The following is a 22,161-nucleotide window of genomic DNA, read 5'->3' on the forward strand; positions in this document are numbered from 1 at the left end:
AGCGGCAGCCTTAGGCGCAGCGGCCTTCTTGGCAGGAGCAGCGGCCTTGGGTGCTGCTACCTTCTTGGCGGGAGCCGCTTTTTTAGCAGCTTCGGTCTTGGTTACGGGTGCAGCTTTTTTATCAGCCACTTTCTTTGCAGTTGCCATCGTTTTCTCCTTCATCAATTTGCACACAGCGTTTGCGTGATCGAACTTCGCGAGCGATCACGAGCCATTGCGACGTGGAGTGGTTTGACGCATGGACACACAAACGCCCTATGCCATCACCTGTAAAAATAATTTGTGATGGCATGGGCGCATTATGAATTCCAACGCATGGGTTTGCGAGGTTTTATAGCGACTTAATCCCAAGAAAGTGCACCACCAGTTTGGTATTCGATCACGCGTGTCTCAAAGAAGTTACGTTCCTTCTTCAGATCGATCATTTCACTCATCCAGGGGAACGGATTTTCTTCGCCGGGGAACAGTTCTTCGAGGCCGATTTGCGTGGCGCGGCGGTTGGCGATGTAGCGCAGGTAGCCCTTGAACATCGAGGCGTTCATGCCCAGCACGCCGCGCGGCATGGTGTCCTCGGCATACGCATATTCCAGGTCCACGGCCTTGCGGAACAGTGCGTTGATTTCTTCCTTGAATTCGGCCGTCCACAGGTGCGGGTTCTCGAGCTTCAACTGGTTGATCAGGTCGATGCCGAAGTTGCAGTGCATGGACTCGTCGCGCAGGATGTACTGGTACTGCTCGGCCGCGCCGACCATCTTGTTCTGGCGGCCCAGCGCCAGGATCTGCGTGAAGCCGACGTAGAAGAACAGGCCCTCCATCAGGCAGGCAAAAACGATCAGCGACTTCAGCAGAGTCTGGTCGTTTTCGGGTGTGCCAGTGTGGAAGTGGGGGTCCATGATCGCTTCGATGAAGGGGATCAGGAACTCGTCCTTGTTGCGGATGGATGGGATCTCGTTGTAGGCGTTAAAGATCTCGCCTTCGTCCAGACCGATGGATTCCACGATGTACTGGTAGGCGTGCGTGTGGATGGCTTCTTCAAACGCTTGGCGCAGCAAAAACTGGCGGCACTCGGGCGCCGTGATATGGCGGTAAGTCCCTAGGACGATGTTGTTGGCAGCCAACGAGTCGGCCGTGGTGAAGAAGCCCAGGTTGCGTTTGACGATGCGGCGCTCATCCTCGGTCAGGCCGTTGGGGTCCTTCCACAGCGCGATGTCGCGCGTCATGTTCACCTCCTGCGGCATCCAGTGGTTGGCGCAGGTGGCGAGGTATTTCTCCCAGGCCCATTTGTACTTGAAGGGCACCAGCTGGTTGACGTCGGTCTTGGCGTTGATGATGCGCTTGTCGGCGGCATTCACACGCTGGTGCGTGCTGGCCGATGCGCTGTGGCTGGCGCTGGTGGTGGACGAAATCTCGTCATCAAAAGTCAGCATGTCGTACTCCCTGCAATCTGCAAAAAAGTGAGCTGGCTGCGCTGGATATACAAGGGATTCAAGCGGTAAAGCTTGAATGCCCTTGTGGTCTGGGCGCTGGCTGCTATGAAATCAATGGGTGCCTTACTGGCAGGCTTCGCAGCCCGGGTCGTCGATGGCGCAGAACTTCACGTCCGTGGCCGGAGCCCCGGTGCTGGCCCGTGCGGCGGCTGCGGCGCGGTCCAGTGCGCTGGAGGTCTCGACCGCGGCGGGCGAGACCGCGTTCAGCGCGCGGCTCTGGATGGTCGACTTCTCGGCCGCCGTGGCGCTGGTGGTGCGCAGGTAGTAGGTGGTCTTCAGACCGCGCAGCCAGGCCAGCATGTAGGTGTCGTGCAGCTTCTTGCCCGAGGCACCGGCCATGTAGATGTTCAGGCTCTGGGCCTGGTCGATCCACTTCTGGCGGCGTGCGGCGGCTTCCACCAGCCAGCTGGGCTCCACCTCGAAGGCCGTGGCGTACAGCTGCTTGAGGTTCTGCGGCACGCGGTCGATGGCGCGCAGCGAACCGTCGAAGTGCTTCAGGTCCATGACCATCACGCTGTCCCACAGGCCCAGCTGCTTCAGGTCACGCACCAGGTACTGGTTGATGATGGTGAACTCGCCCGACAGGTTGGACTTGACCGACAGGTTGCCGAACGAAGGCTCGATCGAGGCATCGACGCCGACGATGTTGGAGATGGTGGCCGTGGGCGCAATCGCCACGCAGTTGCTGTTGCGCATGCCATCCTGGGCGATCTTGGCGCGCAGCGCCTCCCAGTCCAGGCGGGTGCTGCGGTCCACATCGACGTAGCCGCCGCGCGCCTGCTCCAGCAGGTTCAGCGAGTCCAGCGGCAGGATGCCCTTGGACCACAGCGAGCCCTGGTAGCTGGAATAGGTGCCGCGTTCCTTGGCCAGCTCGGTCGAGGCCCAGTAGGCGTAGTAGCAGATGGCTTCCATGGAGGCATCGGCGAACTCCACCGCCGCGTCGCTGGCATACGGCGTGCGCATGGCGTACAGCGCATCCTGGAAGCCCATCAGGCCCAGGCCCACGGGGCGGTGGCGCAGGTTGGAGTCGCGCGCTTTGTCCACGGCGTAGTAGTTGATGTCGATCACGTTGTCCAGCATGCGCATCGCCGTGCGCACGGTCTTGCGCAGCTTGTCGTGGTCCAGCTGGCCATCGCGGATGTGCTGGGCCAGGTTGACCGAGCCCAGGTTGCACACGGCGGTCTCGGCCGCGCTGGTGTTCAGCGTGATTTCGGTGCACAGGTTGGACGAGTGCACCACGCCCACGTGCTGCTGGGGCGAGCGGATGTTGCAAGGGTCCTTGAACGTGATCCAGGGGTGGCCGGTCTCGAATAGCATGGACAGCATCTTGCGCCACAGGTCCACAGCGGGAATGCGCTTGAAGAGCTTGAGTTCGCCCGCATCGGCCTGGGCTTCATAGGCGGTGTACGCCTTGGCAAAGGCCTGGCCGTACAGGTCATGCAGGTCGGGCACGTCGGAAGGGCTGAACAGCGTCCACTGGCCCTTTTCCATCACGCGCTGCATGAACAGGTCGGGGATCCAGTTGGCGGTGTTCATGTCGTGCGTGCGGCGGCGGTCGTCGCCGGTGTTCTTGCGCAGTTCTAGGAACTCTTCAATGTCCAGGTGCCAGGTTTCCAGGTAGGCGCAGACGGCGCCCTTGCGCTTGCCGCCCTGGTTCACGGCAACGGCCGTGTCGTTGACCACCTTCAGGAAGGGCACCACGCCCTGCGATTCGCCGTTCGTGCCCTTGATGCGGGCTCCCAGGGCGCGCACGGGGGTCCAGTCGTTGCCTAGGCCGCCGGCAAATTTGGACAGCAGGGCGTTTTCCTTGAGTGCGTCGTAGATGCCACCCAGATCGTCGGGCACCGTGGTCAGGTAGCAGCTGGACAGCTGCGAGCGCTGCGTGCCGCTGTTGAACAGCGTGGGCGTGGACGACATGAAGTCGAAGGAGCTCAGCAGCTCATAGAACTCGATGGCGCGGGCGTTGCGGTCGTCCTCGTTCAGTGCCAGACCCATGGCCACACGCATGAAGAAGGACTGGGGCAGCTCGATGCGGGTCTTGCGCACGTGCAGGAAGTAGCGGTCGTACAGGGTCTGCAGGCCCAGGTAGTCGAACTGCTGGTCGCGCTCGGCCTTCAGGGCTGCGCCCAGGAGGGGCAGGTCGAATTGGAGCAGCTCGGGGTTCAGCAGCTCGTGCTCCACACCCTTGGCGATGAAGGTGGGGAAATTCTCGGCGTAGGCCGCGTCCATGTCGGTCGGCTGCACGTCGCGGCCCAGCACCTCACGCACGATGGTGTGCAGCAGCAGGCGGGCGGTGACGTAGGTGTAGTCGGGGTCGCGCTCGATCAGCGTGCGGGCGGCCAGGATGGCAGCCTTGTAGACCTCGGCCAGGGGCACGCCGTCGTACAGGTTGCGCAGGGTCTCGGCCACGATGGGCGCGGGGCTGATGTCGGCGTTCAGATCGTGGCAGGCGGCCGTGATCAGCGCCTCCAGGCGGGCCTGGTCCAGCGGGATGCGCTGGCCGTGATCGGTCACGTGCAGGCTGGGCTTGGGGGCGGCGGCCGCCGCGGCGTCTTCGGCAGCCTTTTTCTTGGCGGCGGCGCGCTCCTGGTTGCGGGCTTCGCGGTACAGCACGTAGGCACGGGCCACGTCCTGGTGGCCGCCGCGCATCAGGGCCAGTTCGACGTGGTCCTGCACGTCCTCGATGTGGAAGGTGCCGCCCTCGGGGCGCGAGCGCAGCAGCGCGCGCACGACGGTATTGGTCAGGGCTTCGACGGTTTCGCGAATGCTGACCGACGCCGCGCCCTGGGGGCCGCGCACCGCGAGAAAGGCTTTGGTGACAGCAATGGCAATTTTTTGCGGCGCAAACGGCACCACATCACCGCTGCGGCGAATGATCTGGTATTGATCCAGTACGGCTGGAATGCTGCTGGCACCCGGGGTACGCGGCGTTGCCAAGTCGGAGTTTGAGCTGTTCATAGCGTCTTGCATGAGGGCCTCTTGGTGCGGATGGCTGGGCGCTGCGCCAAGGAATGCAGCACCCAAAAAAATTTTGCTGCGCACTGTTTTTGTGCGCTACTGATGGTGTTTGTAAAAATTAAAAACACTAGGGGTAGTGTATTTGTCTGCTGTGACAAAAGAGTGTTGGTGTGCTGTTGGTACTCCGCAAATTTCCCGGTTGACATGCCGCTAGGCGTTGCGGCATCTGCGCCTGGGTGAAAAAAGCACGACGGTCTGCGGATTGCGGGGCCAAAGTTGCGTGCAGGCCTTGCTGGGTGTGGGGTGCGGTATGTGCTGAAAAAGGAATAACCCCCTTAACGTCAGGTGGCTTTGCAGCGCTATATGTGTTGTTTTGATTTTTGTTAAAGCGCTATATGTAGTGGTTGCTTAGTGGGTCTGGTCAGGGTTGAAATAAAAAAAGAGCGCTTGGCGCGCTCTTGGTAAGGGTTGGGCGGCTTTATTTTTTGCAAAGCATTGACGGGTGAGCGCAAGTAGCTCTCTTTTTATGGCTTGTTGGGTGGCACTGTGCTGGGCCATTGCACAGGCAGGTGCAGCAGCTGCTGCCGCAGGTGCGCCCAGTCAAAACCGGGGCCGGGGTCTTGTTTGCGCCCTGGTGCGATGTGCTCGTGCCCGGCAATGTGTGTGAGGGGGTAGTGGGCAGCCAAGGCGTGGCACAGGTGCTCCAAGGCTTGGTATTGGGGGACATCAAACTGCCCACCTTCGAGGCCCTCGAGTTCAATGCCAATCGAAAAATCATTGCAGTTGTCACGCCCGCACCACTGTGATGTGCCTGCGTGCCACGCGCGATCGTCGCAGCTGACAAACTGCCACACCACGCCTTGGCGCGTGATGAAAAAGTGGGCAGATACTTGCAGCCCTCGAATGCCTTGAAAGTAGGGGTGGGCGTCCCAGTCGAGCTGGTTGGTGAAGAGCTGCTGCACGCAGCCCGTGCCGTATGCACCGGGTGGCAGACTGATGGAGTGCACCACGGCCAGACTGATGTCGACCCCTTCAGGGCGCGGGCCGAAGTTGGGGGAGGGCAGGTGCAGGGCGCTCGAGAGCCAGCCTTGCTGCCAGGTGGGCAGGGATGCGTCAGTGGTGGGCGTCATACAGCGGATTGTCGCTGGATGCTTCCGCCTCGTCGGGTGACAGTGGAATTTGCAGCCGCGCTATCCGATAGCGCATTTGGCGCAGACTGATGCCCAGCCGCGCGGCAGCTGCCGTGCGGTTGAAGCCGCAGCTTTGTAGCGCCCGCATCAAAATGCTGCGCTCTTGCTGATCCAGCCAGGCTTGTAGGTCGCTGGGCAGCTCGTCGGTATCGCACCTGGGGGGGCTGTGCAGCACAGCAGGGGGCACAACTGTGCCAGTGGCTTCTGGCAGTGCCATCTCTTCATCCAAAGCGATGGCGCGATGCAGCAGATTTTCCAGCTCTCGGACGTTGCCATGCAGCGGTTGCTGCTGCAGATGTGCCAAGACATGGTCGGAGAGCGTGGGCACCAGGTTGCCCATGCCCTCGCCGGCAATACGCTGCAGCAACGCGGCGCACAGGGCTGGCACGTCTTCGCGGCGTTCGCGCAGCGGGGGGATGGCAATGTCGATCACATTCAGGCGGTAGTACAGGTCCTGGCGGAAGTGACCGGAGTGCACGTCGGCCGCCAAGTCGCGGTGGGTGGCACTGACAATCCGCACATCGACAGCTTCTTCTTGCGTCGTGCCCAGTGGGCGGACACGGCGCTCTTGAATCACGCGCAGCAATTTGCTTTGCATGGCCAGCGGCAGCTCACCAATCTCATCCAGAAACAAAGTACCGCCGCGTGCTGCGCTGAAAAAACCTTCGCGGTCTGCCGTGGCGCCGGTGTAGGCGCCTTTGCGGGCACCAAAAAATTCAGCCTCCAGCAAGTGCTCCGGAATGGCACCGCAGTTCACGGCCACCCACGGGCCGTGCGCACGGTGGCTGCATGCATGCAGGGCACGCGCCACCAGCTCTTTGCCGGTGCCAGACTCGCCCGTCACCAACACCGGAGCCATGCTTTGCGCCACTTTTTGAATGCGTTGCTTGACCTGCTGTATGGCGGCTGAAGTGCCCACCAAGCGATCCAGCGCGGCCGAAGCTGACAAAATTTCTTCCCCGTGGCGGTGTGCCGCCGGAGGGGTGTTGTGCTGCTGCGTAGGTGCGGGTGGTCGCGCTGCTTCATGGCTGACGGCAGAAGCCACGATGGTGCGAAATTGCTTCAGGTCGACGGGCTTGGTGAGGTAGTCAAAAGCGCCGTAGCGCAATGCTTCTACGGCATTTTCCGCAGAGCCATAGGCAGTCATCACAATCGCACGTTCGTTGCGGCGCTGCGCGCACAACTCCCGCAGCAACTCCATGCCCAACCCATCGGGCAGGCGCATGTCGGTAATCAGTACGTCAAAGCGGCAAATTTGCAGATGCGCACGGGCTTGCGCCAAGGTGCCTGCAGTTTCCACGCGGTAGCCTTCACGCAGCAATGTCAGTTCATAGAGCGTGCGCAGATCCGGTTCATCATCGACAACAAGAATGGTGGCTGAAGAATTTCCCATACGGTGATCACATCACAATCGGATCAAACAAGGAAGCGTTGGCAGAGTGCAGGAGTCGGCCTCGCATGCGCACGGTGAAGGCATTGCCTGCTTGCATGCCGCGCGCCGTGAGTCGTTCGCAGCGGCTGTAGCTGATGCTGCCCTCATGGCGCTGACAGAGTTCGCGGCAGATATACAGCCCTAAACCCGTGGAGCGGCTTTGCGATGAGAAAAAAGGCTCAAACAGGTGTTTTTCCACCGAGGCCTCCAGCGGTGCACCTTCGCTCCATACCTGCAGCCAGAAATGCCCTTCACCACCAGCACCGGTCAGCAGCTGCAGGGCGTCTTCATGCTGCGCCTGGCAATGGCGGGCGGCGTTATCCAGCAGGTTCACGACGACGCGACGCAAATGTTCCGTGTCAAAAGCGACGTAAGCATTCGCACTTTGCGGTTGGAAAATCCCGTGAGAAATACCGCTGTTTTGCAGGCGCCACTCTTGCCAGATGTTGGCAAGCTCCACGTCTAACTCCAAGGTGCGTGAGTCGCTGTGCTGGATTTGCTGCTGTACGCGGGCAATGTCCAGCACCTCTTCGGCAATGCGCGCCAGCCGCTGCGCATTTTGTTCCACCATATGACTCAGGCGTTGCTGCGCGGGCTCTGTCAACTCTTCTTGCAGCAAAGCGTTGGCTTGCACAATCGCTGCCAGAGGATTGCGAATTTCATGGGCCACAGCCGCAGACATGCGGCCCATGGCCGCCATTTTCTCGGTGCGCAGGCGCGCTTCGACTTCACGCAGGTCATGCAAAAACATGACGCACAGGCAAGCATGCGGGGCCAGCACGCTATCGGCTCCATCGCCCTCCAGCTCTGGCAGCCAGTTATCGCCTTCCATGCTGGTGGTGAGCCAGGTGCGTACATACAAGCCTGTTGGGCTTTGGCCCACCGCCAGCAGGTGGATGTGCTGGCTGAGCGATCGGCTGCTGGCGTAGGTTTGGTCAACCATGGTACGCAACGCCTGCCACTCGGGATGCAGCAGGTCATGCAGGCCGAGCGGCGCAGGAAGCCCCAGTAATTCACAGGCTGCAGGGTTGGCCATGCGCACTTGATAGTGCCTGTCGACCACCACCACGCCCTCTGAGAGGTTGGCCACAATCAGGCTGTTGACTTGCGTCTGGGTGCGGGCTGCTTGGCGGTTGGTGCGCGCCTGCCGCTCTTGATATGCCAGACGTTGTGCCAGCTGCCGAGTCAGGTAGGCCACGGCAAAAAAACCTGCGCAGACCAAGGCAGTCTGCATATAGCTTTCACCAGAAATGCCCTCCCACTGCCATGCATGAAAAATGTCGATGCCCAGCAAAATCAGGGTAATGCTGGCTGTGGTGGCCAGGGCCAGTCGCATATGGCCCAGCACTGACACGGTGAGGATGGGCAGAGCGAGCAGTGGCGTGTAATGCATTTTGCCCAGCTGCATCTCTTGTAAGAGGCAGATGGTGGCAACGTCAGATGCCAGTAGCAGCAGCCAGGGCCAGCGCCAGTAACTGGCAGGTGGCTTGTGGTGCAGCACAACCCAGCCCAGCAGCGCAATGACCAAGTAGCCGGTGGTGAGCAACCACAGCCAATAGACATTCTGCGGAAGCCCTGCGGATGTCCATGTCTGGGTTGCAAGCAGTGCAATCAGCAGCGTCGCAACCAGTCCCCGGGCCGAGAGAAAGGCCTGCCACAGCCGGCGTGCACTTTGCAGGGGGAGTGTGGTGGCTTCAGGCAAGGCTGGTACGAGGTAACTAGCGGGGGCCGAGGTGGCGGTGCTCAGTGCTGCAGTAGTGGCTGCGGTCTGGGCTGGTAATGGCGTCGCTGGCGGGCAGATGCACGCCGCAGTGCGCGCAGGTCACCATATCTTCGGGCTGGCGCAAGCGTGGCTTGCTGGAAGGCTGTGCAGCCGCTGCTTTGCGACGGTTGTTGCGCCAAATGCCGATGGCAATGATGACCACCAGAGCAACGAGTACATATTTCATGACATGCGTCCTAGCATGACGACTTCCACAACGAAGCGCGAGCCTGCGTAGGCCAGCAGTAACAGGGCGGCGCCCGCATAAATCAAGTGCACTGCGTGACGCCCGCGCAGACCAAAGCGCGAGCGGCCAATCAGCAAGCCTGCAAATGCAAACCAAGCCAGCAAGGAGAACACGGTTTTGTGGTCCCAGTGCCAAGCCCGGCCATACAGCGATTCTCCAAATAGCCAGCCTGCCAGCAGCGTTGCCGTCAGCAGCACAAAACCAGCGGTGACGAAGCGGAACGTCAGGCGCTCCAGCATCAGCAGGGGCATGCCATTTTCATCGTTGGTGGCGGCTCGCATACGGCGCTCTGCGCGCGACATCAATCCCGCATGCACCACGGCGGCGGCACACAGACCATACGAAGCGATGCCCAGCGCCAGGTGCAGTGGCAGCCACGCCGATGCATGCACGGCCATCGGTTTGCCAGGGAAAAGCTGGGACAGCAGCACCGCCAGCGCACCCAATATGGAAAGCACGCCCACGGCTCGCATCTTGGGGTAGAGCTGCTGCTCAATGGCATACATGGTCAGCATCAGCCAGGCAGTCATGGAAAGTGCGGGGGCAAAGCCAAAGCGCGCCGGGGATGCCGTCAAGCCTGCGGCGATGGTGAGCAAATGCAAAACCCATGCTGCGCGCATACCCATGCGGGCATGGTTTTCTGCCATGCGTTGCACACCCAATACAGGGACAAGGTAGGCCGCGATGGTGGCCAAGGCCAATGCCGTGGTCCAGCCGGGCGTGCCGGAGAAAAAATGCGTGGAAGACTCCATGTCTGTAATCATAGCTGTCCGCCTTGGGTGCGGGGGGCGCTGTTGCATGCTGGCCTTGCGCCTTCTCCGTGCTTGTAGGCTCTGTGTGCTCTGTGCCGCTACAGGGCAGGGCGTGGAGGCAGCGGGTAGAATGGGGAGCTTGTTTGTACAGGGCTGCCCGCGGCGGGCAGCACGGGCACAGCGCGCAGCGCAGCCCCCTGCCCAAGGCGCCGGGCCCCGTGGCCAAGCCGCATACGGCGCATGCTTTTCTCTTCGGACACACTCGCTTATGGCATCCGCACTTACCGACAAACTCTCGCGCCTCGTCAAGGAAATGCGTGGCCAGGCCCGTATTACCGAATCCAATGTGCAAGACATGCTGCGCGAAGTGCGCATGGCGCTGCTGGAAGCCGACGTGGCCTTGCCCGTGGTGCGCGACTTTATTGCACGCGTCAAGGAAAAGGCGCTGGGCCAGGAGGTGCTGGGCAGCCTGAAGCCCGGCCAGGCTTTGGTGGGGATTGTGAACGCCGAACTGGCGGCCACCATGGGCGAAGGCATTGCCGACATCAACCTCAACGCCCAGCCGCCCGCCATCATCTTGATGGCTGGTCTGCAAGGTGCAGGTAAAACGACCACCACGGCCAAATTGGCTAAGCACCTGATTGAAAAGCGCAAGAAAAAGGTGCTGACGGTTTCGGGCGACGTGTACCGCCCTGCGGCGATCGAACAGCTCAAGACCGTGACTGCGCAAGCTGGCGCTGAGTGGTTCCCCTCGACCCCTGACCAAAAACCCCACGACATCGCCGTGGCAGCGCTGGACTACGCCAAGAAGCATTACTTCGACGTGCTGCTGGTCGACACGGCTGGCCGACTGGCCATCGACGAGCTGTTGATGGCCGAAATCAAAGATTTGCACGCCACCTTGAACCCGGTGGAAACCCTGTTTGTGGTCGATGCCATGCAGGGCCAGGACGCGATCAACACTGCCAAAGCGTTCAAGGAAGCCCTGCCGCTGACTGGTATCGTGCTGACCAAGCTGGACGGTGACTCGCGCGGTGGTGCGGCGCTGTCGGTGCGTCAGATTACCGGCGCGCCGATCAAGTTTGCCGGTGTCTCAGAAAAGCTTGATGGCCTGGAAGTGTTTGATGCCAGCCGTCATGCGCAACGCGTGTTGGGCATGGGCGACATCGTGGCGCTGGTGGAGCAGGTCACCAAAGGCGTGGACATGGAAGCCGCGCAGAAGATGGCCGAAAAGCTCAAGAGCGGTGACGGCTTTGACCTGAACGACTTCTTGGCGCAACTGCAGCAAATGAAGCAAATGGGCGGCTTGTCGAACTTGATGGACAAATTGCCCAGCGAGATGATGGCCAAGGCCGGCCAGGTGGATATGGATAAGGCCGAGCGCGAAATCAAGCGCAAGGAAGGCATCATCTGCTCGATGACCCTCAAAGAGCGCAAGCACCCCGCCCTCATCAAGGCCACGCGCAAAAAGCGCATTGCCGAGGGTGCGGGCGTGCAGGTGCAGGAGGTGAACCGTCTGCTCAAGGAATTTGAGCAAATGCAAACCATGATGAAGAAGATGAAGGGCGGCGGCCTCATGAAGATGATGAAGCGCATGGGTGGCATGAAAGCCATGAAGGGCATGATGGGTGGCGGTGGTATGCCCAAGCTGCCGTTCTGACGTTGTAATAGCGCACCGTCAAGCCCACCGCATCGCAGCAAAACGATGCGGTTTTTTTGTCTCTAAATTTAAAAAATAGGAGCTGGTTGCGCTCTCAGATAAAGGGATTGGCAGGTATTTCTCATTGAAGTGCACAGAAAGCCTACGCTGGCAGCTCTTGTTTTTACTTTTGAGGAGATGTTGCCCATAATGCACGGCATGCAAGCACCGCTTTCTAACCCTTTGTTGCAGCAGTCGTCGCGCCGTACGTGGCTGTTGATCGGGGCGGCTGCCGTACTGGCCGGTTGCTCCAGTGCTTCCAAGGCGCCCAGTAGCGCGCGTCGTGGTGCGACGGCCTCGGCAGCAGGCCCAGCACCCGTCGATGCTTTGCAGCTGCACAGCGGCCTGCGCGAAGCCTTGCTCGCTCGTACCATGCTGGTGGTCAACACGCCCTATACCTATGGCGGTAATTCACCGGAAGGTGGCTTTGACTGCAGTGGCCTGATCCAGTGGGCAGTTCAAGGCATTCACGAAGGGCGCTTGCCGCGCACCACCTCCCAATGGGCGCAGTTCAGCGCGCCAGTGCAAGACCGTGGTCTGCAGCGCGGAGATTTTGTGTTCTTCAATACCTTGGGTGGGCGTTACTCCCATATGGGCATCTTTGTTGGTAATGGGCAGTTTGTGCATGCGCCCTCCAAAGGCGGAACCGTGCAGCGCGTGCGCATGGATCACGTGTACTTTGCCAAGCGATTCACCGAGGCGCGCAGCATCTTCGCCTGAGCTTGGGCGTCTGGCTTTTACGCCCCCAGGGCGTGGTGGAATCGTGCGCAAAATCGCTTGGGTGTTTGCCTGACAGACAAGGCGTGCAGGTCCGATCAACATGGTGCGCTTAAGGAGGAAGTAGCCATGACCATGACCCAATCCCTTCGTTTGTGTGCAGTCAGCGCTGCGCTGGCAGGTGCCACCGCCTTGCTGGCGGGGTGCCAAGACTCCGGTCCACAAATGCGGGCAGATACCTTCCCGATGGGGCAAGCGGACAAGTTTGACCAACCACCACCACGCAAACCTTTGTTGGGATCAGACAATTATTTGCGCTCGCACGATGTGCTGCCAGTGGCCAAAGCCGATATTCGCGAGCCTTTGCCGCCAGCCGTGCCTTTGCCCGCTGCAACAGCGCAGCAAGAGGTGCTTCAGCCCCAAGACAGCACTGCTCAGCCTTCCGAAGAGCAGGGCGGTGTGACACCTGCAGCCGGCATGGCTGCGGTGATTACGAATGCCCAGGGTGATGGCGAGCAGCACAAGCTGGATGGCACTGTTGCTAAATAAAAGCGTCTGAAGCAGCCTGTGGCTAGGCCTAAAAACCAAAAACCCCGCAATGCGTCAGCACTGCGGGGTTTTAAATTTTGGTGGTCGTAGTGGGACTTGAACCTACGACATCAGCATTATGAATGCTGCGCTCTAACCAACTGAGCTATACGACCGAACTCTGGTGGTCGTAGTGGGACTCGAACCTACGACATCAGCATTATGAATGCTGCGCTCTAACCAACTGAGCTATACGACCAAGAGAACGCGATTATATATCAATTTTTTTAGAGGTTGACGAAGTTGGCCTGGCGCTTGTTCACGAACGCGTCCATGCCTTCCTTTTGGTCCTGGGTGGCGAACAGCGCGTGGAACAGGCGGCGCTCGAACATGACGCCATCGCTGAGGCTGCCTTCAAATGCGCGGTTGACCGATTCCTTGGCCGCCATGACGGCAAGCTGCGAGAAGCCGCTGATAGTGATGGCGGCGCCCAAGGCTTGGTCTGCCAGCTTGTCAAACGGCACCACACGGCTGACAAGGCCTGCACGCTCTGCTTCTTGGGCGTCCATCATGCGGGCAGTCAGAGCCATGTCCATGGCTTTGGATTTGCCCACGGCGCGTGGCAGGCGCTGCGTGCCGCCAGCACCGGGGATGACGCCCAGCTTGATTTCGGGCTGGCCAAACTTGGCGTTGTCAGCCGCGATGATGAAGTCGCACATCATTGCCAGCTCACAGCCGCCGCCCAGCGCAAAGCCGCTGACCGCCGCAATCACGGGCTTGCGGATGCTGCGAATGGCTTCCCAGTTGCGGGTGATGTAGTCGCCTTTGTAGGCATCGGCAAAGCTGTATTTGGCCATGGCGCCGATGTCCGCGCCTGCGGCAAAGGCACGCTCGCTGCCGGTGATGATCATGCAGCCAATTTTTTCATCGGCATCAAAGGCTTTGAGGGCGGCGCCCAACTCATCCATCAACTGGTCATTCAGCGCGTTGAGCTGTTTGGGGCGGTTGAGGGTGATGATGCCGACTTTGTCAGCTTCCACGCGCACTTCAATCATTTCGTAGGCCAAGGCTTGTCTCCTAATAGTCATGGGTCATGGTATGCCACCCATGACTATACCCAAGCGCCGCAGAGGACAACTTAGGGCGAGAGCCAACGGTTGACAGCGGCGGCATCCGTGATCGTGAGTTGATAGTTGGAGGTGGGGGCGTCTACCGCGCTAAGGCTCAAGGGCAGGCGCAGTAGCTGGCGATCTCGCGACACCAGCGCAGTGACATGGGGAGTGCCGCGTGCGGCATACAGGTCCAGCTCTTCCAGTTTGGTGATTCGCCATGCGGCAGTTTGGCCGTCTTGCGTTGGCACTTCCATGCCGTACCACTCATCACCCGCCATAAAGCCTGCTTGCTCTGCAAGGCCACCGCGCAGTACCTGCTTGATCAAAACGCTGTGGCTTTCTTGGACGCGCAGGCCCAAAGTCTGGGCGGGCGCGGGCTTGTCGGCATCGGCCTGCACGCCGTGCGACTTCAGGAGATCGGGCAAAGGCAGGTCGTCGGTGCCGTGTACCCAGGCCTGCAACTCAGCTTGCCAGCTGCGTCCTGAAAGCTCCTGCAGCACCGCCAGCACATCGGCTTCGGTCATGGCCGCACCTTGGCAGCGCTGCCACAAGCCGCGCATGACGGCATCCAACGTGGTCTGCCCTTCGCGGCGCAACTGGAGATCCAGACACATAGCGACCAGTGCGCCCTTGGTGTAGTAGCTGACGGTGGCGTTGGCGGTGTTTTCGTCCTGGCGGTAGTACTTGACCCAGGCATCGAAGCTGGACTGGGCCACACTTTGCACCTTGCGCCCCGGCGTTTGCTGTACCTGATTGAGGGTTTTGGTGATGAGCTTGAGGTAAGCGGCGTTGTCGATCAGGCCAGCACGGCGCAGCAGCAAATCGTCGTAATAGCTGGTGAAGCCTTCAAAGAACCACAGCAGTTCGGTGTAGTTCTCCTGGTCGTAGTTGTACGGCACCAGTTCGGCAGGGCGCAGGCGTTTGACGTTCCAGGTGTGGAAGTATTCGTGGCTGATCAAGCCCAGTAGTTGGATGTAGCCGTCGGTGGCTTTTTCTACACCCGTGCGCGGCAAGTCAGCGCGGCTGCAAATCAGTGCGGTGGAGTTGCAGTGCTCCAGGCCGCCATAGCCATCGTGCGTTGCGTTCAGCATGAACGCGTAGTTGGCATGCGGCGCTTGGCCCCAGAAATCAATTTCCTGCTCACAGATTTTTTGGGTATCGCGCAGCAGGCGTTCGCCATCAAAGGAAGCGGCAGCACCAGCCACGACAAAGCGGTGTGGCACGCCACGGGCAGTAAAACAGCCACTCCAGAAGTTGCCCATTTCCACCGGGCAGTCCACCAGCTCGTCATAGTGCGCAGCCGTATACAGGCCAAAGCCTTGGGCATCGGTATCCACAGGAGTCAGCCCGGTCGCCAGCTGCCATGTGGGGGCCTCAGAGCTGGGGCTGATATGCAACCCGTGTGTTCGGGTTTCTTGACCATGCACACGCAGCAGCAAGCTGGTGCCGTTGAAGAAGCCACGGCGCTGGTCCAGCCAAGCAGTGCGCACCGAAGTGTCATACGCGCTGACTTCGTAGCTCAGCTCCATAGGCTGACCGGCTTGGCAGTTCAGTTGCCACTGGTGCTTGCTCAGCTGCTGGATAGTGATGGCATGACCATCTTGCTGCGCTTGCAAGTTTTGCAGGTTTTTGGCGAATTCACGCACCAGGTAGCTCCCGGGAATCCATACGGGGAGTGAGACACGCTGCTGTGCGCTGGGCCGGGCAATCGAGAGGGTAATCCGATACAGGTGGGCATGCAGATCATGCAGCTGAACGCGGTAATGCAAGGTGGGGGGGGCGGTGTGAGGCATAGCGGTAGAGATCCAGTTCAGACGCTGCGGCATGCCTGGCGGCTGTGCCGCAAGTGAAACAGGCTGCCGAAGCAGCCTGTTTGTCATCATTTATTTTTTGTGGGCTGCAGCCAGGTATTTTTCCACCTCGCTGGAAGGAATCGCTCCGGGCACACGGGTATTGTCAGCAAAGATCAAAGTGGGGGTACCGGTAATCTTGTGCTTGCGGCCCAGCGCCAGGTTGCGCTCAATGGCGTCAATGTCACAGCTGGTGGCGGCAGGATTTTTATCGCGCAGCATCAGTTCGTGCCAAGTTTTGGCGCTGTCTTTGGCACACCAGATATTGCGCGACTTTTCTGCAGAGTCGCGGCTCAGGATTGGGTAGAGGAACAGGTAAACCGTGACGTTGTCCACGTTTTGCATGTCGCGCTCAAAACGCTTGCAGTAGCCGCAGTTGGGGTCTTCAAAAACCGCCAGTTTGCGCTCGCCCTTGCCGCGCACGATCTTGACGGCGTCGTTCAGCGGCAGGTTTTTGAAGTCCACCGCTGTCAATTGGTTGATACGGTCTTCGGTCAGGTTGCGCTGTGCTTTGGTGTCAATCAGCTCGCCTTGGATCAGGTAGTCGCCGGTTTCGTTGGAATAAAACACATCCGTGCCCACGCGCACTTCGTACAAGCCCTTCATGGGGGTGGGCTTGACTTCATCCACGCGCTGCAGCTGAGGAATACGCTCTGCCAGGGTCTTGGTGATTTGGTCTTGAGGTTGGGCTGCAAAGGCACAGCCCCAAGCAGCAGTGGCCAACAACGCCGTGGCGAACAGTTTCATGGCAAAAATTCCAGTGAATAAAAGATAAACAGGTGTTGGGGCGCGAAACGAACAAAAGGTTCCTTCGCGCGAGGAGTGCGCTTAGCGGGGCAGGCCCATGGCTTGGCGAGCCGTCCAGTCTTTGAGCAGGCCGCTGCGCTCAAAGCTGCGCAGCCCCCAGTTTCTCAAGGCTTGCACCGGTGCTTCCGGGCGCGTAAACAGTTGCTGCAGACCGTCCATGGCCAAGCCCAGGGGGGCCAGTCCTGCTTTGCGCTCGCGTTCATAGCGGCGCAACAGTTTCAAGTCACCGGTGCTGCGCCAGTCACCACGCGCTTGCAGAATACGCGACAGCGCTTGTACGTCAGCCAGCCCGATGTTCAAACCTTGACCTGCCAGCGGGTGCACATTGTGCGCTGCGTCGCCTGCCAGCACCCAACTGGTGGGGGTGCGAGCCTCCGTTGTTCCGCGGAATGGGCCACACCAGCGCTTGGCCACGGCTTGTTGCAAAGGCCAGACCATGCGCGGGCCTTGCAATTGCAACTGGCCGAGGCTGCCTTGGCTGATCTCGCTCAGTGCTTGGGTAAATGTTGCTTCATCGGTGCTTTGCCAGTGGGCGGCATCTGCTTGGGCCACCGACCACACCACTGCCACGCTGTGGCCGTCGGCACCTTCCAGCGGCAACAGCGCCAAAATGCCTTGGGGAGAGAACCACTGGCGCGCGACTTGGCCGTGCGGCAATTCGCAGCGCAACCGAGTGGCAATCGCGTGCTGTCCGTAGGGTGTGACATCAAAATCTACGCCGAACTCGGCGCGGGTGGCGCTGGCTCGGCCTTCGCAGATGGCGGTCAAAGGCGCTTGCACGGGGCTGTCCACCACCTCGACTTGGGGCTGGTAGCGCACGGCTTCGGCCAGACGCTGCTCCAGCGCAGGCACATCCACAATCCATGCCAGCGCTTCTACGCCTTGCGCACCTGCATCAAAGTGCACGCTGCCATCCACATCGCCATGCACTTCCATGTGTTTGACGGCGGTGGCAAAAGGCGCATCTGGCCATGTGCGCAAGGACTCCAGCAATTGCTTGGAGTTGGTGTTGAGTGCATACGCCCGGACATCGTCATGGCTGGGCTCGGCACGCGGTGCAGCGACCAACGCGACGCGCAGCCGCTCGCGGGCCAATAAGAGAGCCAGGGTACGGCCGACAATGCCGGCTCCGCGGATACATACATCAAAGGTTTGCGCCATGGGCTGCATTGTAGGAGGGCTGGCCGTCGCCGTTGAGAAGGACGGTTTCCTGCAACCAAGCCTGCAGCCCATATCGCCAAAATGAGTCAGCCAGTCACAATAAGCGCATGACCATTTCCTTTATTGAACAAGCAGATGTCACAGGCACGATCGGTGCGCTGTGGGTCTTTCCTGTCAAATCCTGTGCAGGGGTGTCTGTACAGTCGGCCCAATTACTGCCCACTGGCTTGAAGTGGGACCGTGCTTGGATGGTGGTAGACCCCGAAGGTGTCTTCATCACCCAGCGCGAAGTGCCACAGATGGCGCTGATTCAGCCATGGATTGACGAGCAAGCCGGCACACTGCAACTGCAGTACCCCGGCGCACCTGGGTTGACGGTGTCCCTGGCTGTGCCTGGCGCAAGCGATGCGTCGCAGATGCGGGTGCAGGTCTGGGACAGCCATGTCAACGCCTGGGATACAGGGGAGGCCGCTGCCGCATGGTTTACCCAAGTGCTGGGGCGGGCATGCCATTTGGTGCGCTTTGATAGCACGCAGCAGCGTTTGTCGGGCAGCCGATGGACCGGGGGCATCGAGGGCGCTACCCAATTTGCCGACGGCTACCCTTTGCTGGTCACCACCAGCAGCGCCTTTGATGGCCTGAACGACAAGCTGCAAGCGCAGGGGCATGAACGCGTAGACGGCCTGCGCTTTCGCGCCAATATCGTGCTTGATGGCTTGGCCGAGCATGAGGAAGATTTCATCGAGACCTTGTGGGTGCACGCAGAGGCAGCGCCTGTGGTCATTCGCCTGGGTAAACCTTGTGCGCGTTGCCCCATCCCGAATATTGACCCACGCACCGCCCAGTCCAGCCCCGAAGTGGGTGACACCATTGCCCAATACCGCCAGGATGCCCGCATGGATGGTGCTATTACTTTTGGGATGAATGCGGTGGTGGCTGAGGGCGCTGGGCAGGTGCTGCGCGTGGGCCAGCATGTAGGCAGTCAACTGAAATTTGAATAACGCGCGGCATGCTTCGCTAAGATGCCGCCTAGATTTTGGAGGAGTTTCCATGAAATATATGTTGCTGGCCACTGCCGCAGCCCTCGCCTTGGCTGGCTGTGCCACCCAATCCGCCGACCCGATGGCCAAAGAGGCAGCACCCTACGTTGCTAAACCTGACTATGAGCACGCCATGGTGTGCGACACCCGCTACGACGACTTGCAAAAGTGCGAAGCCACGTTGAAGTCACTGTGCGGTGAGCGCGGCTTCTTGGACTTGCGCATTCGCCCCCTGCGCGAGCCCGGCGCGAGCGTAGATAGCTCTACGCATCGCCTGCTGCAATTGCAGTGCAAGGCGCGGGCTGCCAAGTAACGCCCTTGAGCCTTGGGGCTGATGCATAAAAAAGCCAACCTTTCGGTTGGCTTTTTTATGCATGAAATAAGGCGCTAGCGCTTATCAGGCTTGCGCTGATAGCTATTTTTATTGCATGGATGGCTGGCGGCGCAGGGTGAGTGCAGACTGGGGTGAAATCCCTGCCTGTGTCATCCAAGCCCACGCAGAATCTAGCGCTGCGAGCAACCTGCTACAGGGAAGTACGGTGCGCCAGATGGACGGTAACCGGGGTCGAAACCGCCTGCTCCCGCCTGACATTCCCCGGTCATTACAATCACCCCCTGATTCCTGTGACTCCACCGTGCCGCCCAAGGCCGCGGGGTTGCACACTTACCAGAACCAGATTCGCTGCAATGCGGATCGGGCACTTCCGCCACCCGGGTGTGGTGCTCGATAGTGCATTGATACCAAAGGAAATTCCATGAGCCTCAAGTGCGGCATCGTGGGCCTGCCCAACGTGGGCAAGTCCACCCTCTTTAACGCCCTGACCAAAGCCGGCATCGCTGCTGAAAATTACCCCTTCTGCACGATTGAGCCCAACACTGGTGTTGTGGAGGTGCCCGATCCCCGCCTGAACCAGCTGGCAGAGATCATCTCGCCCGAGCGCATCGTGCCCGCGATTGTGGAGTTTGTGGACATCGCAGGCTTGGTGGCTGGCGCCTCCAAGGGCGAAGGCCTGGGCAACCAGTTCCTGGCCCACATCCGCGAAACCGACGCGATTGTGAACGTGGTGCGTTGCTTTGAAGACCCCAACGTGATCCACGTGGCGAACAAGGTTGACCCGATTGCCGACATTGAAGTGATCCAGACCGAGCTGTGCCTGGCCGACTTGGCCACCGTGGAGAAGGCGCTGAACCGCTACTCCAAGGCCGCGCGTTCGGGTAACGACAAGGAAGCTGCCAAGCTGGTGTCGCTGCTGGAGCCGATCCAGGCTGCTCTGAACGAAGGCAAGCCTGCTCGCGTGGTGCCGGTCTCTAAGGAAGACGCGCCCCTGCTCAAGCCTTTCTGCCTGATCACCGCCAAGCCTGCCATGTTTGTGGGCAACGTGGCCGAAGATGGCTTTGAGAACAACCCGTTGCTGGACCAACTCAAGGCTTATGCAGAAGCCCAGGGTGCGCCGGTTGTGGCGATTTGCGCCAAGATCGAAGCGGAAATGTCCGAGATGGACGATGAAGACCGCGACATGTTCCTGCAAGAGTTGGGCCTGGAAGAGCCCGGTTTGAACCGCCTGATCCGCGCCGGCTTCAAGCTGCTGGGTCTGCAAACCTACTTCACCGCCGGTGTGAAGGAAGTGCGCGCCTGGACCGTGCGCGTGGGTGCTACGGCCCCTCAAGCTGCGGGCGTGATCCACGGTGACTTTGAGCGCGGCTTTATCCGTGCACAAACCATTGCGTTTGAAGACTTCATTGCCTACAAGGGCGAGCAAGGTGCCAAGGATGCCGGCAAGATGCGCGCCGAAGGCAAGGAATACATCGTCAAAGACGGCGATGTGATGAACTTCCTGTTCAACGTCTAAATTGGCCGAGGCTCCTGCGCAAGCCTTGCATGCCGAGCTGGTGGCGGTGTTGGCCGCTGTCAGCTTGGGGCAGCCCCGGGTGCTCACCACCCGTGGTGGCCAGGCCTTGCCTGCTGGGCCCTTCCAGATGCTGCACCGCTCGCTGCAAGCGGGGCTGCGCAGCTGGGTGGAGAGCCAGACCCAGCACAGCCTGGGCTATGTAGAGCAGCTCTACACCTTTGCCGATCGCGAGCGCGAAGAAGCTGCCCATGTGCTGTCCATCAGCTATTTGGGGCTGACGCGAGAGCCAGAGCAAGCCCCGCCGGGCGACACCAGCTGGCAAGACTGGTACAGCTATTTCCCGTGGGAAGACTGGCGCGACGGCGCGCCTGCGGTCTTGGCGCAGCAGATTGTGCCGCCGCTGCAAGCGTGGGTGAACGAAGCGCCCAACAAGGCGTTGAGGCAATCCAGGCAAGCGCGGGTAGCTATTAATTTTGGTTTGACCGATCAAGTCTGGAACGAAGACTTGGTGCTGCAGCGCTATGAGCTGTTGTTTGAAGCGGGTTTGGTGCAAGAGGCGACGCGCCGGGGGATTGCAGCGCGCGCACAGTTGCCGGGGCGGGCCATGCAGCACGACCACCGCCGCATTCTGGCCACCGGCATTGCGCGGCTGCGCGCCAAGATCAAATACCGCCCCGTGGTGTTTGAGCTGATGCCGCCCGAATTCACTTTGCTGCAGTTGCAGCAAACGGTGGAAGCCTTGGCTGGCCGTGGCTTGCACAAGCAGAATTTCCGCCGTCTGATGGAACAGCAGGAGCTGGTGGAAGAAACCGGTGCCATGACGGCAGGGGCTGCAGGCCGCCCGGCCAAGCTGTTTCGCTTTCGCAGTGATGTGCTGCAAGAGCGGGCCACGGCGGGCAGCAAACTGCCTTTGGCACGGGGTGCATAAATGTTGATGAAAAATAAGAGCTTAAAGCGCTGGATAGATAAGCGTTAGAGTCATAAAAAATGCTCAATGCTTGAAGGCGCAGACGGCTGCTTGCCTCAAATGGGCAACGCCCACAGGATGGCGATGGTCATCACCAGATAGCGAAAAAACTTGCCAATCGCCATATAGAACACGCAGGGCCAAAACGGTAACTTGAGCCACCCTGCGACGGCACACAGCGGGTCGCCCACAATCGGCAGCCAGCTCAGCAAGCAGGTTTTGGCCCCCCATTTGCGCAGCCAAATGCGTGCCCGCCGCTCGTGGCGGGAGAGGGTGCGGGGTGGTTTTTTGCCTGCCTCCAGGGGCAATCCCGCACGGCGGCGTTGGCGCGCGATGTTCCAGGCTTTGTTGGCGCCCAGGCCCATCCACCAGCTGATCGCCCCTCCCAGCGTGTTGCCTGCCGTGGCCGCAAAGATGGCGGGCCAAAACAGCTCGGGGTTCAGGTGCAGCAATCCCACCACTGCAGGCTCAGAACCCATAGGCAGCAACGTGGCCGACACCAGCGCCACCATGAACAAGGTGCTCAGGCCAAATTGGGGCAGCGCCAGCCAGTGCAAAATTTCTTGAAACCAAGCTTCCATGGCGCGAGTTTAGGGGCATGT

Annotated in this window: 19 protein-coding genes and 2 tRNA genes; 7 read left to right on the plus strand and 14 right to left on the minus strand. The window is 60.2% G+C overall.

Features of this window, described 5'->3' with window-relative positions:
* Window positions 1–341: 341 nt before the first annotated feature.
* From B3R00_RS09370 to B3R00_RS09400, 7 genes are all read right to left on the minus strand, one after another.
* Entirely contained in the window at window positions 342–1,427 is a 1,086-nt protein-coding gene (locus tag B3R00_RS09370) for a ribonucleotide-diphosphate reductase subunit beta (protein WP_286998791.1), read from the minus strand.
* Between the two features lie 123 nt (window positions 1,428–1,550).
* A complete protein-coding gene (locus B3R00_RS09375; protein ID WP_286998792.1) occupies window positions 1,551–4,457 on the minus strand; it encodes a ribonucleoside-diphosphate reductase subunit alpha in 2,907 nt (968 codons plus the stop codon).
* A 512-nt stretch (window positions 4,458–4,969) separates the two neighbouring features.
* Window positions 4,970–5,575, minus strand: a complete 606-nt coding sequence (gene ampD / locus B3R00_RS09380; RefSeq protein ID WP_286998793.1) for a 1,6-anhydro-N-acetylmuramyl-L-alanine amidase AmpD — start codon at window positions 5,573–5,575, stop codon at window positions 4,970–4,972.
* Entirely contained in the window at window positions 5,559–7,028 is a 1,470-nt protein-coding gene (locus tag B3R00_RS09385; protein ID WP_286998794.1) for a sigma-54-dependent transcriptional regulator, read from the minus strand. The genes ampD and B3R00_RS09385 overlap by 17 nt, the downstream gene beginning before the upstream one ends.
* A 7-nt stretch (window positions 7,029–7,035) precedes the next feature.
* Window positions 7,036–8,769 (minus strand): sensor histidine kinase, encoded by a 1,734-nt coding sequence (locus B3R00_RS09390; protein ID WP_286998795.1) that lies wholly within the window; start codon window positions 8,767–8,769, stop codon window positions 7,036–7,038.
* A 16-nt stretch (window positions 8,770–8,785) separates the two neighbouring features.
* Complete coding sequence (locus tag B3R00_RS09395; RefSeq protein WP_174862844.1) at window positions 8,786–9,016, minus strand: PP0621 family protein; 231 nt, start codon at window positions 9,014–9,016, stop codon at window positions 8,786–8,788.
* Complete coding sequence (locus B3R00_RS09400; RefSeq protein WP_219164830.1) at window positions 9,013–9,828, minus strand: cytochrome C assembly family protein; 816 nt, start codon at window positions 9,826–9,828, stop codon at window positions 9,013–9,015. Before B3R00_RS09400 ends, B3R00_RS09395 begins: the two co-directional genes overlap by 4 nt.
* 268 nt (window positions 9,829–10,096) lie before the next feature.
* Here B3R00_RS09400 and ffh point away from each other — a divergent pair, with 268 nt between their 5' ends.
* The 3 genes from ffh to B3R00_RS09415 all read left to right on the plus strand — a co-directional run bounded on the left by ffh (window position 10,097) and on the right by B3R00_RS09415 (window position 12,793).
* Window positions 10,097–11,488: a signal recognition particle protein gene (gene ffh, locus B3R00_RS09405; protein WP_286998796.1), complete on the plus strand. Its 1,392-nt coding sequence runs from the start codon at window positions 10,097–10,099 to the stop codon at window positions 11,486–11,488.
* Window positions 11,489–11,686: 198 nt separating this feature from the next.
* Entirely contained in the window at window positions 11,687–12,247 is a 561-nt protein-coding gene (locus B3R00_RS09410) for a C40 family peptidase (RefSeq protein WP_376747607.1), read from the plus strand.
* Between the two features lie 126 nt (window positions 12,248–12,373).
* Window positions 12,374–12,793: a hypothetical protein gene (locus tag B3R00_RS09415; RefSeq protein ID WP_286998797.1), complete on the plus strand. Its 420-nt coding sequence runs from the start codon at window positions 12,374–12,376 to the stop codon at window positions 12,791–12,793.
* 78 nt (window positions 12,794–12,871) lie between these two features.
* Here the strand turns inward: B3R00_RS09415 and B3R00_RS09420 are convergent.
* From B3R00_RS09420 to B3R00_RS09445, 6 genes are all read right to left on the minus strand, one after another.
* Window positions 12,872–12,948: transfer RNA gene (locus B3R00_RS09420), tRNA-Met, on the minus strand.
* A 6-nt stretch (window positions 12,949–12,954) separates the two neighbouring features.
* Window positions 12,955–13,031: transfer RNA gene (locus tag B3R00_RS09425), tRNA-Met, on the minus strand.
* Between the two features lie 28 nt (window positions 13,032–13,059).
* Window positions 13,060–13,839 (minus strand): enoyl-CoA hydratase, encoded by a 780-nt coding sequence (locus tag B3R00_RS09430; RefSeq protein WP_286998798.1) that lies wholly within the window; start codon window positions 13,837–13,839, stop codon window positions 13,060–13,062.
* A gap of 71 nt (window positions 13,840–13,910) precedes the next feature.
* Window positions 13,911–15,677 (minus strand): M61 family metallopeptidase, encoded by a 1,767-nt coding sequence (locus B3R00_RS09435; protein ID WP_286998799.1) that lies wholly within the window; start codon window positions 15,675–15,677, stop codon window positions 13,911–13,913.
* Window positions 15,678–15,767: 90 nt separating this feature from the next.
* On the minus strand, window positions 15,768–16,481 hold the full coding sequence (locus B3R00_RS09440) for a DsbC family protein (protein ID WP_286998800.1): 714 nt from the start codon (window positions 16,479–16,481) through the stop codon (window positions 15,768–15,770).
* Between the two features lie 81 nt (window positions 16,482–16,562).
* Window positions 16,563–17,702: an FAD-dependent monooxygenase gene (locus B3R00_RS09445; RefSeq protein WP_286998801.1), complete on the minus strand. Its 1,140-nt coding sequence runs from the start codon at window positions 17,700–17,702 to the stop codon at window positions 16,563–16,565.
* Between the two features lie 107 nt (window positions 17,703–17,809).
* Between B3R00_RS09445 and B3R00_RS09450 the strand changes: the two genes are divergently transcribed.
* The 4 genes from B3R00_RS09450 to B3R00_RS09465 all read left to right on the plus strand — a co-directional run bounded on the left by B3R00_RS09450 (window position 17,810) and on the right by B3R00_RS09465 (window position 21,520).
* The gene (locus B3R00_RS09450) at window positions 17,810–18,703 is read left to right on the plus strand and encodes an MOSC domain-containing protein (protein WP_286998802.1); all 894 of its coding nucleotides are present in this window, start codon (window positions 17,810–17,812) and stop codon (window positions 18,701–18,703) included.
* 49 nt (window positions 18,704–18,752) lie between these two features.
* Window positions 18,753–19,055 (plus strand): hypothetical protein, encoded by a 303-nt coding sequence (locus B3R00_RS09455; protein WP_174862840.1) that lies wholly within the window; start codon window positions 18,753–18,755, stop codon window positions 19,053–19,055.
* A gap of 442 nt (window positions 19,056–19,497) precedes the next feature.
* Complete coding sequence (gene ychF / locus B3R00_RS09460) at window positions 19,498–20,592, plus strand: redox-regulated ATPase YchF (protein ID WP_042415225.1); 1,095 nt, start codon at window positions 19,498–19,500, stop codon at window positions 20,590–20,592.
* A gap of 1 nt (window position 20,593) precedes the next feature.
* Entirely contained in the window at window positions 20,594–21,520 is a 927-nt protein-coding gene (locus B3R00_RS09465) for an NUDIX hydrolase (RefSeq protein WP_286998803.1), read from the plus strand.
* 95 nt (window positions 21,521–21,615) lie between these two features.
* Here the strand turns inward: B3R00_RS09465 and B3R00_RS09470 are convergent, their stop codons facing one another.
* Window positions 21,616–22,140: a YqaA family protein gene (locus B3R00_RS09470; protein ID WP_284214299.1), complete on the minus strand. Its 525-nt coding sequence runs from the start codon at window positions 22,138–22,140 to the stop codon at window positions 21,616–21,618.
* Window positions 22,141–22,161: the final 21 nt, after the last annotated feature.

The sequence above is a fragment of the Comamonas sp. UBA7840 genome, assembly GCF_002501455.1.
GTDB classification, from domain to species: Bacteria; Pseudomonadota; Gammaproteobacteria; order Burkholderiales; family Burkholderiaceae_C; genus Comamonas; species Comamonas jiangduensis.

Excerpts from the sequence above, each read along its gene's own strand:
- B3R00_RS09370 (WP_286998791.1), bottom strand. The coding sequence starts at position 1,427 with ATGCTGACTTTTGATGACGAGATTTCGTCCACCACCAGCGCCAGCCAC.
- B3R00_RS09375 (WP_286998792.1), bottom strand. The coding sequence starts at position 4,457 with ATGCAAGACGCTATGAACAGCTCAAACTCCGACTTGGCAACGCCGCGT.
- ampD (WP_286998793.1), bottom strand. The coding sequence starts at position 5,575 with ATGACGCCCACCACTGACGCATCCCTGCCCACCTGGCAGCAAGGCTGG.
- B3R00_RS09385 (WP_286998794.1), bottom strand. The coding sequence starts at position 7,028 with ATGGGAAATTCTTCAGCCACCATTCTTGTTGTCGATGATGAACCGGAT.
- B3R00_RS09395 (WP_174862844.1), bottom strand. The coding sequence starts at position 9,016 with ATGAAATATGTACTCGTTGCTCTGGTGGTCATCATTGCCATCGGCATT.
- B3R00_RS09400 (WP_219164830.1), bottom strand. The coding sequence starts at position 9,828 with ATGGAGTCTTCCACGCATTTTTTCTCCGGCACGCCCGGCTGGACCACG.
- ffh (WP_286998796.1), top strand. The coding sequence starts at position 10,097 with ATGGCATCCGCACTTACCGACAAACTCTCGCGCCTCGTCAAGGAAATG.
- B3R00_RS09410 (WP_376747607.1), top strand. The coding sequence starts at position 11,687 with ATGCAAGCACCGCTTTCTAACCCTTTGTTGCAGCAGTCGTCGCGCCGT.
- B3R00_RS09415 (WP_286998797.1), top strand. The coding sequence starts at position 12,374 with ATGACCATGACCCAATCCCTTCGTTTGTGTGCAGTCAGCGCTGCGCTG.
- B3R00_RS09435 (WP_286998799.1), bottom strand. The coding sequence starts at position 15,677 with ATGCCTCACACCGCCCCCCCCACCTTGCATTACCGCGTTCAGCTGCAT.
- B3R00_RS09440 (WP_286998800.1), bottom strand. The coding sequence starts at position 16,481 with ATGAAACTGTTCGCCACGGCGTTGTTGGCCACTGCTGCTTGGGGCTGT.
- B3R00_RS09445 (WP_286998801.1), bottom strand. The coding sequence starts at position 17,702 with ATGGCGCAAACCTTTGATGTATGTATCCGCGGAGCCGGCATTGTCGGC.
- B3R00_RS09450 (WP_286998802.1), top strand. The coding sequence starts at position 17,810 with ATGACCATTTCCTTTATTGAACAAGCAGATGTCACAGGCACGATCGGT.
- B3R00_RS09455 (WP_174862840.1), top strand. The coding sequence starts at position 18,753 with ATGAAATATATGTTGCTGGCCACTGCCGCAGCCCTCGCCTTGGCTGGC.
- ychF (WP_042415225.1), top strand. The coding sequence starts at position 19,498 with ATGAGCCTCAAGTGCGGCATCGTGGGCCTGCCCAACGTGGGCAAGTCC.
- B3R00_RS09470 (WP_284214299.1), bottom strand. The coding sequence starts at position 22,140 with ATGGAAGCTTGGTTTCAAGAAATTTTGCACTGGCTGGCGCTGCCCCAA.